This window comes from Virgibacillus sp. FSP13 (assembly GCF_054048505.1).
This window is the reverse complement of the sequence record NZ_JBSVKG010000002.1, coordinates 290,271-303,946: the sequence shown is the minus strand read 5'-3', so window position 1 is coordinate 303,946 and position 13,676 is coordinate 290,271. Positions and strand designations below refer to the sequence as shown.

Sequence of the window (13,676 nt, the reverse complement as noted above, 5' to 3'; positions counted from 1 at the left end):
TTAAGATGTAAAGGTGATAGATAACATGAGAATGTATGATTTAATTGAAAAAAAACGCGATGGGCATGAGCTCTCAAATGAAGAGATTCAATTTTTTATAAATGGGTATACAAATGGGGATATCCCGGACTATCAAGTTAGTGCATTATTAATGGCAATATATTTTCAAGATATGACTGAAGAAGAACGTGCTGTATTAACGACAGCAATGGTTGATTCTGGCGATAAAATTGACTTATCTGCTATTACGGGAATAAAAGTAGATAAGCACTCAACAGGTGGTGTAGGTGATACAACAACATTAATTCTCGCGCCTCTTGTAGCCTCACTTGGTGTACCAGTTGCGAAAATGAGTGGTAGAGGACTAGGCCATACTGGTGGGACGATTGATAAATTAGAAGCTGTCCCAGGTTTCCACGTTGAAATAACGAGTGATGAATTTATCGATTTGGTAAATAAAAATAAAGTCGCTGTCGTTGGGCAATCTGGAAATTTAACCCCTGCCGACAAAAAACTATACAGCTTACGCGATGTAACAGCAACGGTTAATTCGATACCGTTAATTGCTAGCTCGATTATGAGTAAAAAAATCGCTTCTGGAGCGGACGCTATTGTGCTTGATGTGAAAACAGGCGCTGGTGCATTCATGAAGAATCTCGATGATGCGAAACGTCTTGCTCAAGCAATGGTTTCGATCGGAAATCGGGTTGGCAGAAACACAATGGCTGTTATTTCCGATATGAGTCAACCACTTGGCTATGCAATTGGAAATGCGCTTGAAATAAAAGAAGCAATTGACACATTACAAGGTAAAGGACCAGAAGATTTAACAGAACTTTGCCTGACATTAGGTAGCCAAATGGTTGTGCTAGCTAAAAAGGCATCCAGTTTGGAAGAAGCCGGGGAGCAATTAAAGGCAAATATGGAAAACGGCAAGGCATTTGAACAGTTTAAAACGTTCTTGCAATCGCAAGGCGGTGACGCAAATGTGGCAGATCATCCTGAATTACTGCCAAAAGCTGACTACGTGATTGAACTACCAGCAAAAGAAGCAGGAACGATCAAAAACATTATTGCTGATGATTTAGGAACCGCTGCTATGATGCTTGGAGCCGGTAGAGCAACAAAAGAATCGGTTATCGACCTCGCTGTAGGAATTGTCCTTCACAAAAAAGTCGGCGAAAAGGTTGAAGCGGGCGAGTCATTGTTAACCATTCATGCAAATCAAGCTAATATTGAGGAAGTAAAAGAGAAACTGTATGCATCGATTGAAGTTTCAACTGACAATGTTTCAGCACCTTCCTTAATCTATGATATCGTAACAGAATAATTCTATTTTACTTGGGAGCACACAGAAATAATGTGTGCTCCTTTTGTGTTATAAAAAATGAAGATCATGGCAATCCTAGAGTTATATTGACTCTTGGAGGTAAGGTTATGAAAAAAATTGTTTTACTAGTTAGTATCGTTTTTTCTTTGCTATCGGTCTCAACCATTACTGTATTTGGTGAGGAGAAGGATACAAATAAAACCGATCAGTCGGTAAACCTTGCACCTGATGCGAAATCGGCAATTCTGATGGAACGCGATACAGGTAAACTATTATTTGATAAGAATGCGGATGAGAAACTTCCGCCCGCAAGTATGACGAAAATCATGACACTTTTGTTAATTATGGAACAACTTGACAAAGGGAATTTGGATTTGGGTGAGAAAGTTAGAGTGAGCGAACGAGCAGCGTCCATGGGCGGATCGCAAATATTTCTGGAAGCCGGGGAAGAAATGACGGTCGATGATCTATTAAAAGGGATTGCTATTGCATCCGGAAATGATGCAAGTGTAGCAATGGCTGAAAAAATAGCTGGCAGTGAGGAAGCATTTGTTAAGAAAATGAATGAGAAGGTAGAAGAGTTAAATTTAAAAAATACTCATTTTAATAATACAACAGGACTACCTGCAGACGATCATTATAGTACAGCCCATGATATGGCGGTCATGGCGAAGGAACTATTAAAATACGAAGCGATAACGAATTATACGTCAATCTATGAGGATTATTTACGAAAAGGGACAGAGGATGAATTTTGGCTGGTGAATACGAATAAGCTTGTGAAATTTTATCCTGGTGTGGATGGCCTGAAAACCGGTTATACGAATGAAGCGAAATACTGTTTAACGGCAACGGCAGAGAAAGAGGATATGCGTGTAATTGCTGTCGTAATGGGTGCGAAAACAACGAAAGAGCGTAATGAGACTGTGTCACAAATGCTAGATTATGCCTTTAGTCAATTTGGTACAACGAAACTATTTGAAAAAGGGCAAACGATCACAACACTTGATTTATTAAAAGCAGAGAATAAAAAATTAAATGTTGTAGCATCTGAATCAATCAGCACACTTCATAAAAAAGATGAAGAACCAAAAAATATTACAACATCTGTCAAATTGAAGGATGGTTTTGACCTACCACTTAGCAAAGGGGATCAAGTAGGGACATTAACCATTAAAGATGGAGATAAGGTTTTATCAAAAACGCCATTGACCATTGATAAGAATGTGCAACCTGCGTCATTTTTAACCTTATTCAAACGCTCCATCAACGAAATGGTAAAATACCGCTAAAAGAAAGTAATCGAATAGCAGGGTAAGGGCGCTTGCGCTTTTGTCTTTTTTGCTCTAGTTTCGTCGAATTATTTCTTCTTTTGTCAACGTGCAGGAATTGGCCCACTTTATCTTGAAATAGACTGTACAACGGATTGTGAGGAGGAAAAACAAAAATGGGTCTTAGTACGATGTTTGATGTGAAAGAAGATGTCTTAATTGTACGATTGTCCGGTGAATTAGATCACCACGAATCGGAAAGTTTGCGAAATGAGTGGAAGGAAATGATGTATAAAAACGCAGTGAAACATGTTGTACTCAATCTTGAATCCGTATCATTTATGGACAGTTCAGGTCTTGGGGTGATCTTAGGGCGTTATAAAGAAGTTTTGCAATTGGGTGGTGAAATGGTTGTTTGCTCCGTTTCACCAGCAGTTAACCGTTTGTTCGAAATGTCTGGGTTATTCAAAATTGTTCGTTTAGAGGAGAACGAGCAATTTGCTTTAGTAACGTTGGGGGTGGCTTCATGAATAATGAAATGGTTGTGGAATTTGCCAGTATTAGTGAAAATGAATCATTTGCACGTGTAACAGTAGCAGCATTTGTTTCACAGATTGATCCAACAATGGACGAACTGACGGAGATTAAAACCGTTGTATCAGAAGCGGTTACAAATGCAATTATTCATGGATACAACAATGAGTCAGATCAAAAGGTCTACATATCGTGTGTGCTACGCGATGATGAGCTGGAATTAACGATTAAAGATAATGGGATTGGAATTGGAGATGTGGAAGAGGCAAGACAGCCGTTATTCACATCAAAACCAGAATTAGAAAGATCGGGAATGGGATTTACGATCATTGAGAATTTTATGGATACAGTGAACGTCGTCTCCGTGGCTGGAGAGGGAACAACGGTACAAATGACAAAACAATTAACGAAAAATAAGACGGTTTGTAACTAGGGGATGCCTATGGATGTAAATGTAAAGCATTTGAATCGTAAAGATCCTTTAACCGATGAGCAAGTAAAGGAGTATATTTATAAAAGTCAGCAAGGCGATAAAGATGCTAGAGATTTACTCGTGGAAAAAAATATACGACTTGTCTGGTCTGTGGTCCAGCGTTTTATTAATCGTGGCTACGACCCAGACGATTTGTTTCAGATTGGTAGTATCGGTTTAATTAAATCCATTGACAAATTTGATCTTTCATATGACGTTCGTTTTTCAACGTATGCCGTTCCCATGATTATTGGCGAAATTCAGCGATTTATTCGTGATGATGGAAGCATTAAAGTAAGCCGTTCCTTAAAAGAAGTAGGGAATAAAATCCGTAAGAAGAAAGATGAATTAACCAAAAAATTTGGAAGGTCACCAACCATTCATGAAATAGCGGATGCCTTGGATATTCCAGCAGAAGATGTTGTCCATGCTGAAGATGCTGCAAAATCGCCACATTCGATTCATGAAACTGTATTTGAAAATGATGGTGATCCAATCACATTATTAGACCAAATAGCTGACCAGGACACGAAATGGTTTGATAAACTATCACTACAAGAAGCGATTCGGGGGTTAAATGAGCGTGAACGGTTAATTGTTTACTTGCGATACTACAAAGACAAAACCCAATCGGAAGTAGCAGACAGGCTAGGAATATCACAAGTACAAGTATCACGACTAGAGAAAAAAATATTACACGACATGAAAGCGCAAATGGGCTAGTTACATAGCGCAAATGCCTAAAAACAAATCATCACAATTACGTGGTGATTTGCTTTTTTTTATTATAAAATATCTCGTTTAACAAATACTATCCTTACGTCACAGATAATTGAGGTGATACATATGGTCGATATTGTTTATTTGCGGATGAAAAAAAATGTGGAAACAACAGATTTACAGACCGTGCATTTAAAAGATATTGCTTATTTGTCAACGTCTTCCGAACATAAAACCGAGATGGAAGAAACTGTCCTCTACAGGATTACGAAAAAAGATAAAAATATCGTTGTCATCGACAGCTTTTTAATCATTGACCATTTACGGAACATGTATCCAGATTTGGAATTTCAACTTTTGGGCCCAAATCAAACAATCATCCGAATTGTCAAACGAAAAAAAGCATCAAATCCTTTAATTGTTGCGTTTGTGTGGATATTACTGTTTATCGGGACAGCGATGACAATCATGAATTTCCATTATGATGTCAGCATGCAGGAGGTTCAACAACGGCTTCATTTTTTGTTAACTGGTGAGCATAATGACTATCCGTTATGGATTCAAATACCATATTCAATCGGACTTGGACTAGGCATGTTATTATTTTTCAATCATTGGTTTAAAAAACGGTTTAATGAGGAGCCAAGTCCACTTGAAGTGGAAATCTTTAATTATCAGCAAGATCTTGATCAATATGTCAGTTACAACGAAAATAAGTTAAATGATAAGTAACAGCTTGATTTATCTTACGGAAATAATTATTGGTTTTGCTGGAGGTCTTGCTGTTGGGGGTGGCTTTGTTGCCTTTTTAACCGTTTTAGGCATTATTCCTAGATTAATTCAGTTAAGTAAAACCGATCACTTAATACCTGTTTATGCTGCATGCGTGATCATTGGTATTTTAGTTGGAACTTATCTTTCGTTTACAGATATAACGTGGAATCAACCGCTGATTTTATTAATTCTTTGGGGGGGGTTCCATGGTATTTTCAACGGTATGTTGGCAGCGGCTTTGACAGAAGTATTAAATGTTTTTCCGCTTATTTCCAAACGAATTGGCATGGAACAGCAATTATTAGCATTTTTAATGGCAATTGTTTTTGGAAAAGTAGCTGGGTCTTTGTTTCAATGGCTCATTTTTGTAAAGTAATGTCAATTAGGAATGGAGTGTTTTAGCAACTATGACAGACACAAAGGATAAAAATCCAATTTCTCCAGACATCGATGATATCGAAGCTTTTATGAAAGAAAAAATCGGAATTGGCATCTCGTTTGATGTTGGATTTCGAGAAATGGTCGTACTTAAAAATAAGATCCAACTATATTACCTGAATGGCTTAGTTGACTCTTCTATAATCGTGCAAATCATGAAAGTCCTCGTTCAGATTAACGATAATGAAGGAAATCGCAAAAAAGTTCAAGAAATCATAGAGAATCGATTAGTCCATCAACAGGTTGAGCGAATTAAATCGTTGGATGAAGCGGTTGATCAAATTTTATCCGGTTTAGTCGTTATTTTTGTTGATGGAGAAGATGAGGCATTTGTCATTGATGTTCGTCATTATCCTGGTCGAACTCCGGAAGAACCGGATACGGAACATGTTGTGCGGGGTTCCAGAGACGGATATACAGAAAATGTAATTGAAAATACCGCATTAACGAGGAGAAGAATTCGTGATGAACGATTGCGTCACGAAATGTTGAAGGTAGGCGAACGTTCAAAAATGGACGTTTGTGTCTGCTATTTACACGATGTAGCAGATGAGGGATTGGTCAAATTAATTAAAAAGAAAATCCGGGAAGTTGAAATCGATGGCATGTCAATGGCGGATAAGACATTAGAGGAATTCATGATCAACAGTAAATGGAATCCTTATCCAATGGTCCGATACACGGAACGACCTGACGTCGCTGCCCACCATATTCTGGAGGGGCATGTCGTGATAATCGTTGATACATCACCAAGTGTCATTATCTTGCCGACTACTTTTTTCCATCATGTTCAACATGCGGAGGAATATCGGCAACGGCCTGCTGTTGGGTCATTTATTCGCTGGGCAAGATTTCTGGCAATTTTAGCATCCATCTTTCTTTTGCCAATGTGGCTGCTCTTTGCCATGGATCCGACATTATTGCCGAAGTCCTTATCCTTTATTGGTCCGAACGAAGAAGGAAATATCCCCATAACAGTACAAATTATATTAGGTATTTTAGGTGTGGAATTCCTGCGGATGGCGGCAATTCATACACCGACCCCGTTATCGACAGCCATGGGGTTAATTGCGGCAGTGTTGATTGGTCAAATTGCGATAGATGTCGGTATGCTTAGTCCAGAAGTTATTTTATATGTTTCCATCAGTGCGATTGGTTCTTATGTGACACCTAGTTATGAATTAAGTGTGGCCAACAAACTGGTCCGGTTATTCCTAGTCATTGTCACGGCTATATTTGGTGTGCTTGGTTTTGCAGTCGGATTTACCGCTTATCTTCTCTTTTTGGTAAGTTTAAAATCATTGCGTACACCTTATTTTTGGCCGTTTATTCCGTTCAACTTAAGGGCGATTACACATATTCTCTTTCGTATCCCTGTACCGTTTAATAATAAACGACCAAGTATCGTACATCCGCGAAACACCTATAGCCAACCATTAAAAAAAGATCTATAAAAAAGCATCCCTTTTCATTTCTGCTTCATTATGATAAAGTACTTTTATGATTCAACGTGAAGAGGATGGGGACAAATGATCAAAGATAATCATCCATTTTTAACGAACAATGGACATTTAATGGTAGGTGGTATTGATACAGTTGATTTAGCTGCAAAGTACGGTACACCTTTATATGTATATGACGTGAGCATGATTAGGAAGAACTGTCAGGCGTTTGTTCAAACTTTTGAACGGTTAAACGTGAAAGCGCAAGTTGCATATGCAAGCAAAGCATTTTCTTCCATTGCGATGCTGCAAGTGATGAAACAAGAAAATTTAAGCCTTGATGTTGTTTCGGAGGGGGAATTATATACCGCATTACAAGCCAATTTCCCTGTAGAGAGAATCCATTTACACGGAAATAACAAAAGTATTTACGAAATGGAAATGGCCATTGAGCATAATATTGGTTGCATCGTGGTTGATAATTTTCATGATATCGACCTTTTGGAGGCATTACTCGAAGAACATCAAAAACAAATGGATGTGTTAATGCGAGTAACACCTGGAATCGAATCAAACACCCACCAATATATTATGACGGGCAATGAAGACTCCAAGTTTGGTTTTAATTTGCATAATGGACAGGCTGACGAAGCATTTGTGCGTTTACACAACCACAAACGTATAAATTTCAAGGGTTTGCATTGCCATATCGGCTCACAAATATTTGAAACAGACCGGTTTTTAATGGCAACGGAGCGATTGTTTGAAGAAATTGCCAAATGGAAAGAACAATCCGGCTATGTACCAGAAGTATTGAATCTTGGTGGAGGTTTTGGAATCCGTTACACAGCAACGGATAACCCGATTGACTTAAACATATACGTGGAAGCCCTTGTCAAAGCGGTTGAACAACATGCTGCAACATTATCTATACCTTTACCAGAAATTTGGATTGAACCAGGTCGGGCAATAGCTGGAAATGCTGGAATAACGTTATATACAGTTGGTTCCATGAAACAAATCCCGGGAATTCGCAACTACATTTCAATTGATGGTGGAATGACGGACAATCTACGTCCAGCACTATATCAAGCTAAATATGACGGGGTTATCGCGAATAAGGTGGATCAAGAACCTGTTCAAACGGTATCGATTGCTGGTAAATGTTGTGAATCCGGCGATATGCTCATTTGGGATTTGCCTGTTCCAGAAGTGAAAGATGGCGATATTCTAGCTGTTTTCTCAACGGGAGCCTATGGATATTCAATGGCCAGCCACTATAACCGGCTTCCAAACCCTGCTGTCGTCTTTGTTGAAGATGGGCAGGACAAGTTAGTCGTTGCAAGAGAAACCTATCAAGATGTTGTAAGGAACGATTTATCATATGAAAAATGAGCGTATCATTGAATACGCTTATTTTTCTTTTAATAAAACGAATTAAATGGTAAGATAAACTTGATCGATTTGGAAACTACATAAAGGGGATAGAACAATGGCTAAAAAAGGATATATTGTAATGGAAAATGGTAATAAAATCGAATTTGATCTTTTTCCAGAGGAAGCACCAAATACAGTAGCTAATTTTGAAAAGCTTGCGAATGACAATTTTTATGACGGGTTAACATTCCACCGGGTGATTGATGGCTTTGTCAGTCAAGGAGGTTGCCCAAACGGGAATGGAACAGGCAATGCCGGCTATACAATTAAATGTGAAACAGAAGGAAACCCACATAAACATGTGGAAGGATCATTATCGATGGCACATGCTGGCAAAGATACTGGTAGCTGTCAATTTTTCATTGTTCATGAAGCACAGCCACATCTAGATGATGTTCATACTGTTTTTGGACAAGTTACATCAGGAGTGGAATATGCAAAAGCAATGCAGAATGGTGATGTAATGACAGAAGTGAAGGTTTTTGAAGCGTAAGGATTCAGCCTGTACATGTAGGAAGTGATGTATGGATATTTATGTACTGGTCTGGCTATTACTTTTCATTGCTCCTTTTAGTACAATTTTACATGAATGTGGACATATGCTTGGAGCAAGATTGGTAAAAGCCGATCAGATAACACTAGCAGTTGGGATCGGGAAAAGAATGTATCATTTCTCATACAAACAATATCGTGTTTCTATTCATGCATTGTTCTTTTTGGGTGGTCTTGCATATAGTGAAAGAAACATTCCTTATAAACCATTGGAAGTCATTTGGATTACCATCTGTGGCCCGCTTAGTAATGGAATCGCTGCATGTTTAGTCTATGTTCTATTTGGTTTTGCCAATGGAAACGTTCAATTATTCATACTATTTAACATATGGCTTGCCATCGTTAATATTATTCCATTTAAACGAAAAGAAAAACATTCAGATGGTTATACAATCGTAAAAACAGTTTCAGAGGCCTACACACATTTTAAGGAATGGAATAGATAAATAGTATACTTTTAGAGAAACTGTCAATGCTGAATAAAGGATGGAAGTCTCTTGAGTCAACGTAAAAAGAATTGGATTTTATTTGCCATATTGCTCTCCATCGGCATGATTTGGGGAATTATATATTGGACAGTGTTTGTTTTTTAGACATTTCAATTTGACAATTCTGCCGTATTAGGGCATAAATAGAATATACAACTCCTTTAGGGGATGATTTCGAAATGACAAATGGAGCAAAACAAGATAAAATATTGTTTTGGGTGTAGGATTTATTTTCCTTCTCTCCATGGTTGGTAAGTTATTTTCATAATGAGGGGTATCTATGCTAATTCGTTATAAAAAAAATATGGAAAAGATTGCAATGGGATTACTGTCTTTTATGCCTGAAGGAAAAGATGTAAAAAAATTGCAGCAAACAATTAAAGAATATGAATCGAATCCAAATTGGCATCTTTTTCTATGGAAAGAAGACGATGATGTTTTGGGTGCAATTGGATTAAGAATAGAGGACGACCTTAATGCGGTTGTTCAACATATCTCTGTTAATCCGTCACACCGAAACGCAGGCATTGGTAAGAAAATGGTTCATGCAATAAACAATATGTACCAGGATAAATATGCCGTATGTGCTAATGAGCTTACCCAACAATTTTACAATAAATGTAATGATGAAAATGATGAAAAAGAAGAAAACTAAAACAAAGAGCCAACCCTTTATGATTGGGTTGGCTCTTTGTACCCGTTCATTCATTTCGTCTCTTGATTAATCAATCATCTTGTAATCGTTAATGTGACGAGACGATGATTCTATAACCACGCAGCACCAACGATAATTAGAAGAATGAACAATACGACGATTAACGCAAATCCACCGCCATAACCTGCACCCATAATGAAATTCCTCCTTTTTCGACTTAAGAATAAATGTCTTCTTGAGAACATTTATCTTACGTTAATAACGTATGTAGGAAAAAGATAAAATGTATAGGCGTTTATGACAGGTTTGTTATTTTTTCGTTTGATTCGTCTATATGGTTTAAACAGAAAGGAAGTAACACGATATGAATCAAGCATATCAAGTAAAAATAGATTCTTTTGAAGGACCGCTTGATTTATTATTACATTTAATTAATCGGTATGAGATTGATATATACGATATTCCAGTTGCGCAAATCACAAGACAATATATGGAATACATACATACGATGCAAAAGTTGGAATTAAATATCGCCAGCGAGTATCTCGTTATGGCATCAACATTGCTTGCATTAAAAAGTCAGATGCTCCTGCCGAAACAGGAATTCGAAACGGAAGAGGACGAATTTGAGGAAGATCCCAGGGAAGAGCTAATGGGGCGGCTAATTGAATACCGGAAATATAAAAAAGCCGCTGAAAACCTGCAGGAAAAAGAATTGGATGCAAACCAAATTTTCACACGATCTCCTGTCCATTTTGACAATGTTGACGTGGAACAACCTGTTGTACAAGGCGATATTTCCATTTATGATATGTTAGGTGCACTAGGGAAAATGTTAGAGCGGAAAAAGTGGAAAGAACCATTAGAAACAAAGATTGAACGAATCGAAATTTCTATTGAAGAACGGATGAAGGAAGTCAGACAGGTCGTAAAAGCATCCGGACAGGGAGTTTCGTTTGATAATTTGTTTACCTATCAATCCCGCTCCCATATTGTTGTTACCTTTATGGCATTATTAGAGTTAATGAAAGAGAAAGAAGTATATTGTGTTCAAGAAAAACAATTGGATACACTATATGTTTTTTATATGGAGGAACAATCGTGAAGACTACAGATTTAAAAGCTATTGTGGAAGGGTTGTTGTTTGCCAGTGGTGATCAAGGAGTTACGGTTAAACAGATTTCAAAGATACTGGGAGTAAACGCATCAACAGTTACCCATTTGCTTGAGGAACTAAAATATGATTATGAGCATACAGATCGCGGCATTATGATGATGCAATCACATGATGTGTATCATTTAACAACGAAACCCGAACATAGTGCTTATTTTAAAAAACTTTTGGAAACACCACAAACGTCTAGAATGTCACAGGCTGCCTTAGAAACGCTGGCAATTATCGCCTATCAGCAACCGATCACCAGAACGGAAATTGAAGATATTCGTGGTGTCAAAAGTGATCGACCTGTTCAGACACTACTTGCTAGGTCATTAATTGAAGAAGTGGGTCGGCGTGAAGGTGTCGGTAGACCAATTTTATTTGGCACTAGTACAGATTTCTTAACATATTTTGGATTAACCTCACTGGATGAATTACCACCATTACCAGATAATGTTGATCAGGATGATGTGGAACATGAAGCAGACTTGTTTTTCGAAAAATTTAATATGGAAATGGGTCAGTCAAACTGATGCTTAATCCCCTTGCTTGATTAATATAGCAAGGGGTTATTTTTTATCCATAGGCCGTTTTCTAAATGATTGTTGTTTTTGAAGAAATTCAACTTTCGCAGCGTGAAATGGACAAATAAGCCTTGATAGAATGAGGAAGGATGAATATTCACTGCTCAAGTTGACTTTGGATTAATCGCATTTGATAGAAAATGCGACATAACTTAAAATCTTGTTCGGTTCCCTTCGACCACTCGGAAAAAACACTACGCGCACTTTAGGGCTCGCGCTGGGCCTCCTCGCTCGCAACGAACTCTCACTGCGGGGTCTCATCGTCTTCGCTGCCGCTTGCGTCTCCATGTTTTTCATTCGCAGTTTACTACCATAACTGTTGTGGTAAGTGTTCTATAAAGTCGCATCCTACCACTTCACTAGTCCGGGTGAGTGGAGGGTGGTGACTCCTGCGGGAACAGCACGTGTCCGAAGACCCCGCAGAGTGGTTTTCTCGAGGAGGCTGAGGCCGTGCCCGCGGAAAGCATCCACCCGGAGTGATCCCGGACGGCGGGAAATGCACGTACTTATAGAAAAGAGCCCAACAGTTACGTTGCAGGTTTATGTCTTTTGGGTATAAAACAACAAATGTCTTCGATGGGGCGAGTAATTGCAGTCCCAATCTTTTAAAAAACAGCCTATCCATAAAACAATTCAAAGGAGCTTTTTTATTCATATCCGATCTTGTCCCGCATAAAATATACAGACACAAAAACTGCGGGAGGAAGCCCACTATGCGTTCTGTTTATTTAACAATCACGTTTTTTTTGTTGCTGAGTCTCTTTTTTCCGATGATAGGACAAGCAAAACCAGGAACATCAGCAAATAATGCTGTTTTAATGGAACAATCAACAGGAAGGGTGTTGTATGAGAAAAATGCGCATGAACAAAGGCCAATCGCAAGTATAACGAAGATCATGACAGCGATTATCGCCATTGAATCCGGAAAAATGAACGAGATGGTCACGACAAGTAGACGAGCCGTATACACTGGTGGTTCATCCATCTATTTAGAGCAGGGAGAAAAGATGAAACTAAAAGATCTTGTGTATGGATTGATGCTTCGTTCCGGTAATGATGCAGCAGTTGCGATTGCAGAGCATGTCGGTGGTAGTGTGGAAGGGTTTAACTACTTAATGAACGAAAAGGCGCAATGGCTCGGAATGACGAACACTCATTTTGAAAACCCACATGGACTGCATGCTGAACAACATTATTCAACGGCATACGATATGGCCTTATTGATGCGGTATGCCATGTCAAATGATGTTTTTAAAAAGATTACTGGTACTACTTCCTATAAAGCTAGTACACGAGAATATGCATGGGGAAATAAAAACAAGCTATTAACCTCGTTATACGATTATTGCATAGGTGGGAAAACGGGTTTTACCAAAATAGCTGGACGAACATTGGTTTCAGCGGCTCATAAAGATAAGATGGATCTTATTGCGGTGACACTAAACGCACCTGATGACTGGAAGGATCATATTGGAATGTATGAATGGGCGTTTGATACATACGACATGACTTCCGTACTTGATAAAGGAGTCCAAACCTATCATGTAAACGGTTCGGATGATATCACTACTGGCTATGTTAAACATGACCTCCATTATCCATTACGGAAAGATGAAGTAGGGAATATCCAGAAAAAATCATTCCTATTACATGATTCTACCAAAGCAGACGGCGAGATTATTGGGAAAACAGTTTTTTACCTTGATGATAAACCGATAAGTGAAGTTCCGATATTTAGCAAAGGACAACAAGAAACAGTCCGTAACAGTTTGTTGACGGACACGATGTCAATGTTAAGACAAATGGTTGGGATGGATTAA

The 13,676-nt window shown here is 38.4% G+C and carries 16 protein-coding genes; 15 read left to right on the top strand and 1 reads right to left on the bottom strand.

The annotated features are described in order from the left end of the window. Window positions 1–25: 25 nt before the first annotated feature. The 12 genes from ACW2QC_RS03425 to ACW2QC_RS03370 all read left to right on the top strand — a co-directional run bounded on the left by ACW2QC_RS03425 (window position 26) and on the right by ACW2QC_RS03370 (window position 10,113). On the top strand, window positions 26–1,330 hold the full coding sequence (locus ACW2QC_RS03425) for a pyrimidine-nucleoside phosphorylase (protein ID WP_457542570.1): 1,305 nt from the start codon (window positions 26–28) through the stop codon (window positions 1,328–1,330). 107 nt (window positions 1,331–1,437) lie between these two features. Next, entirely contained in the window at window positions 1,438–2,622 is a 1,185-nt protein-coding gene (locus ACW2QC_RS03420) for a D-alanyl-D-alanine carboxypeptidase family protein (RefSeq protein ID WP_457542569.1), read from the top strand. Window positions 2,623–2,777: 155 nt separating this feature from the next. After that, on the top strand, window positions 2,778–3,131 hold the full coding sequence (gene spoIIAA / locus ACW2QC_RS03415; RefSeq protein WP_457542568.1) for an anti-sigma F factor antagonist: 354 nt from the start codon (window positions 2,778–2,780) through the stop codon (window positions 3,129–3,131). Beyond that, a complete protein-coding gene (gene spoIIAB, locus ACW2QC_RS03410; RefSeq protein WP_457542567.1) occupies window positions 3,128–3,568 on the top strand; it encodes an anti-sigma F factor in 441 nt (146 codons plus the stop codon). Before spoIIAA ends, spoIIAB begins: the two co-directional genes overlap by 4 nt. Window positions 3,569–3,577: 9 nt before the next feature. Further along, a complete protein-coding gene (gene sigF / locus ACW2QC_RS03405) occupies window positions 3,578–4,330 on the top strand; it encodes an RNA polymerase sporulation sigma factor SigF (RefSeq protein ID WP_457542566.1) in 753 nt (250 codons plus the stop codon). Window positions 4,331–4,453: 123 nt separating this feature from the next. After that, the gene (locus tag ACW2QC_RS03400; RefSeq protein ID WP_457542565.1) at window positions 4,454–5,059 is read left to right on the top strand and encodes a stage V sporulation protein AA; all 606 of its coding nucleotides are present in this window, start codon (window positions 4,454–4,456) and stop codon (window positions 5,057–5,059) included. After that, on the top strand, window positions 5,049–5,477 hold the full coding sequence (locus tag ACW2QC_RS03395; protein ID WP_457542564.1) for a stage V sporulation protein AB: 429 nt from the start codon (window positions 5,049–5,051) through the stop codon (window positions 5,475–5,477). The genes ACW2QC_RS03400 and ACW2QC_RS03395 overlap by 11 nt, the downstream gene beginning before the upstream one ends. A gap of 31 nt (window positions 5,478–5,508) precedes the next feature. Next, window positions 5,509–6,993, top strand: coding sequence for a spore germination protein (locus ACW2QC_RS03390; RefSeq protein ID WP_457542563.1), 1,485 nt, complete (start codon window positions 5,509–5,511; stop codon window positions 6,991–6,993). 75 nt (window positions 6,994–7,068) lie between these two features. Further along, window positions 7,069–8,376, top strand: coding sequence for a diaminopimelate decarboxylase (gene lysA / locus ACW2QC_RS03385; protein WP_457542562.1), 1,308 nt, complete (start codon window positions 7,069–7,071; stop codon window positions 8,374–8,376). Between the two features lie 97 nt (window positions 8,377–8,473). After that, window positions 8,474–8,911, top strand: coding sequence for a peptidylprolyl isomerase (locus tag ACW2QC_RS03380; protein ID WP_457542561.1), 438 nt, complete (start codon window positions 8,474–8,476; stop codon window positions 8,909–8,911). 31 nt (window positions 8,912–8,942) lie between these two features. After that, window positions 8,943–9,416 (top strand): site-2 protease family protein, encoded by a 474-nt coding sequence (locus ACW2QC_RS03375; RefSeq protein WP_457542560.1) that lies wholly within the window; start codon window positions 8,943–8,945, stop codon window positions 9,414–9,416. A gap of 322 nt (window positions 9,417–9,738) precedes the next feature. Beyond that, the gene (locus ACW2QC_RS03370; protein ID WP_457542559.1) at window positions 9,739–10,113 is read left to right on the top strand and encodes a GNAT family N-acetyltransferase; all 375 of its coding nucleotides are present in this window, start codon (window positions 9,739–9,741) and stop codon (window positions 10,111–10,113) included. A gap of 110 nt (window positions 10,114–10,223) precedes the next feature. Here ACW2QC_RS03370 and ACW2QC_RS03365 read toward each other — a convergent pair whose 3' ends face one another. Beyond that, window positions 10,224–10,307 carry a YjcZ family sporulation protein gene (locus tag ACW2QC_RS03365; protein ID WP_064503397.1) on the bottom strand — a complete coding sequence of 28 codons (84 nt, stop codon included), beginning with the start codon at window positions 10,305–10,307 and terminating at the stop codon, window positions 10,224–10,226. Between the two features lie 170 nt (window positions 10,308–10,477). On the opposite strand from ACW2QC_RS03365, the gene ACW2QC_RS03360 reads away from it, so the two are divergent. The 3 genes from ACW2QC_RS03360 (at window position 10,478) to ACW2QC_RS03350 (ending at window position 13,676) form a co-directional block, all read left to right on the top strand. Further along, window positions 10,478–11,218 (top strand): segregation/condensation protein A, encoded by a 741-nt coding sequence (locus ACW2QC_RS03360; RefSeq protein WP_457542558.1) that lies wholly within the window; start codon window positions 10,478–10,480, stop codon window positions 11,216–11,218. After that, on the top strand, window positions 11,215–11,805 hold the full coding sequence (gene scpB / locus ACW2QC_RS03355) for an SMC-Scp complex subunit ScpB (protein WP_457542557.1): 591 nt from the start codon (window positions 11,215–11,217) through the stop codon (window positions 11,803–11,805). The genes ACW2QC_RS03360 and scpB overlap by 4 nt, the downstream gene beginning before the upstream one ends. Before the next feature lie 764 nt (window positions 11,806–12,569). Continuing rightward, window positions 12,570–13,676, top strand: a complete 1,107-nt coding sequence (locus tag ACW2QC_RS03350) for a D-alanyl-D-alanine carboxypeptidase family protein (RefSeq protein WP_457542556.1) — start codon at window positions 12,570–12,572, stop codon at window positions 13,674–13,676.

Coding starts and splice junctions, on each gene's coding strand:
- ACW2QC_RS03390 (WP_457542563.1), top strand. CDS start 5,509: ATGACAGACACAAAGGATAAAAATCCAATTTCTCCAGACATCGATGAT.
- ACW2QC_RS03360 (WP_457542558.1), top strand. CDS start 10,478: ATGAATCAAGCATATCAAGTAAAAATAGATTCTTTTGAAGGACCGCTT.
- sigF (WP_457542566.1), top strand. CDS start 3,578: ATGGATGTAAATGTAAAGCATTTGAATCGTAAAGATCCTTTAACCGAT.
- ACW2QC_RS03350 (WP_457542556.1), top strand. CDS start 12,570: ATGCGTTCTGTTTATTTAACAATCACGTTTTTTTTGTTGCTGAGTCTC.
- spoIIAA (WP_457542568.1), top strand. CDS start 2,778: ATGGGTCTTAGTACGATGTTTGATGTGAAAGAAGATGTCTTAATTGTA.
- ACW2QC_RS03365 (WP_064503397.1), bottom strand. CDS start 10,307: ATGGGTGCAGGTTATGGCGGTGGATTTGCGTTAATCGTCGTATTGTTC.
- ACW2QC_RS03400 (WP_457542565.1), top strand. CDS start 4,454: ATGGTCGATATTGTTTATTTGCGGATGAAAAAAAATGTGGAAACAACA.
- spoIIAB (WP_457542567.1), top strand. CDS start 3,128: ATGAATAATGAAATGGTTGTGGAATTTGCCAGTATTAGTGAAAATGAA.
- ACW2QC_RS03375 (WP_457542560.1), top strand. CDS start 8,943: ATGGATATTTATGTACTGGTCTGGCTATTACTTTTCATTGCTCCTTTT.
- lysA (WP_457542562.1), top strand. CDS start 7,069: ATGATCAAAGATAATCATCCATTTTTAACGAACAATGGACATTTAATG.
- ACW2QC_RS03425 (WP_457542570.1), top strand. CDS start 26: ATGAGAATGTATGATTTAATTGAAAAAAAACGCGATGGGCATGAGCTC.
- ACW2QC_RS03420 (WP_457542569.1), top strand. CDS start 1,438: ATGAAAAAAATTGTTTTACTAGTTAGTATCGTTTTTTCTTTGCTATCG.
- ACW2QC_RS03395 (WP_457542564.1), top strand. CDS start 5,049: ATGATAAGTAACAGCTTGATTTATCTTACGGAAATAATTATTGGTTTT.
- ACW2QC_RS03370 (WP_457542559.1), top strand. CDS start 9,739: ATGCTAATTCGTTATAAAAAAAATATGGAAAAGATTGCAATGGGATTA.
- ACW2QC_RS03380 (WP_457542561.1), top strand. CDS start 8,474: ATGGCTAAAAAAGGATATATTGTAATGGAAAATGGTAATAAAATCGAA.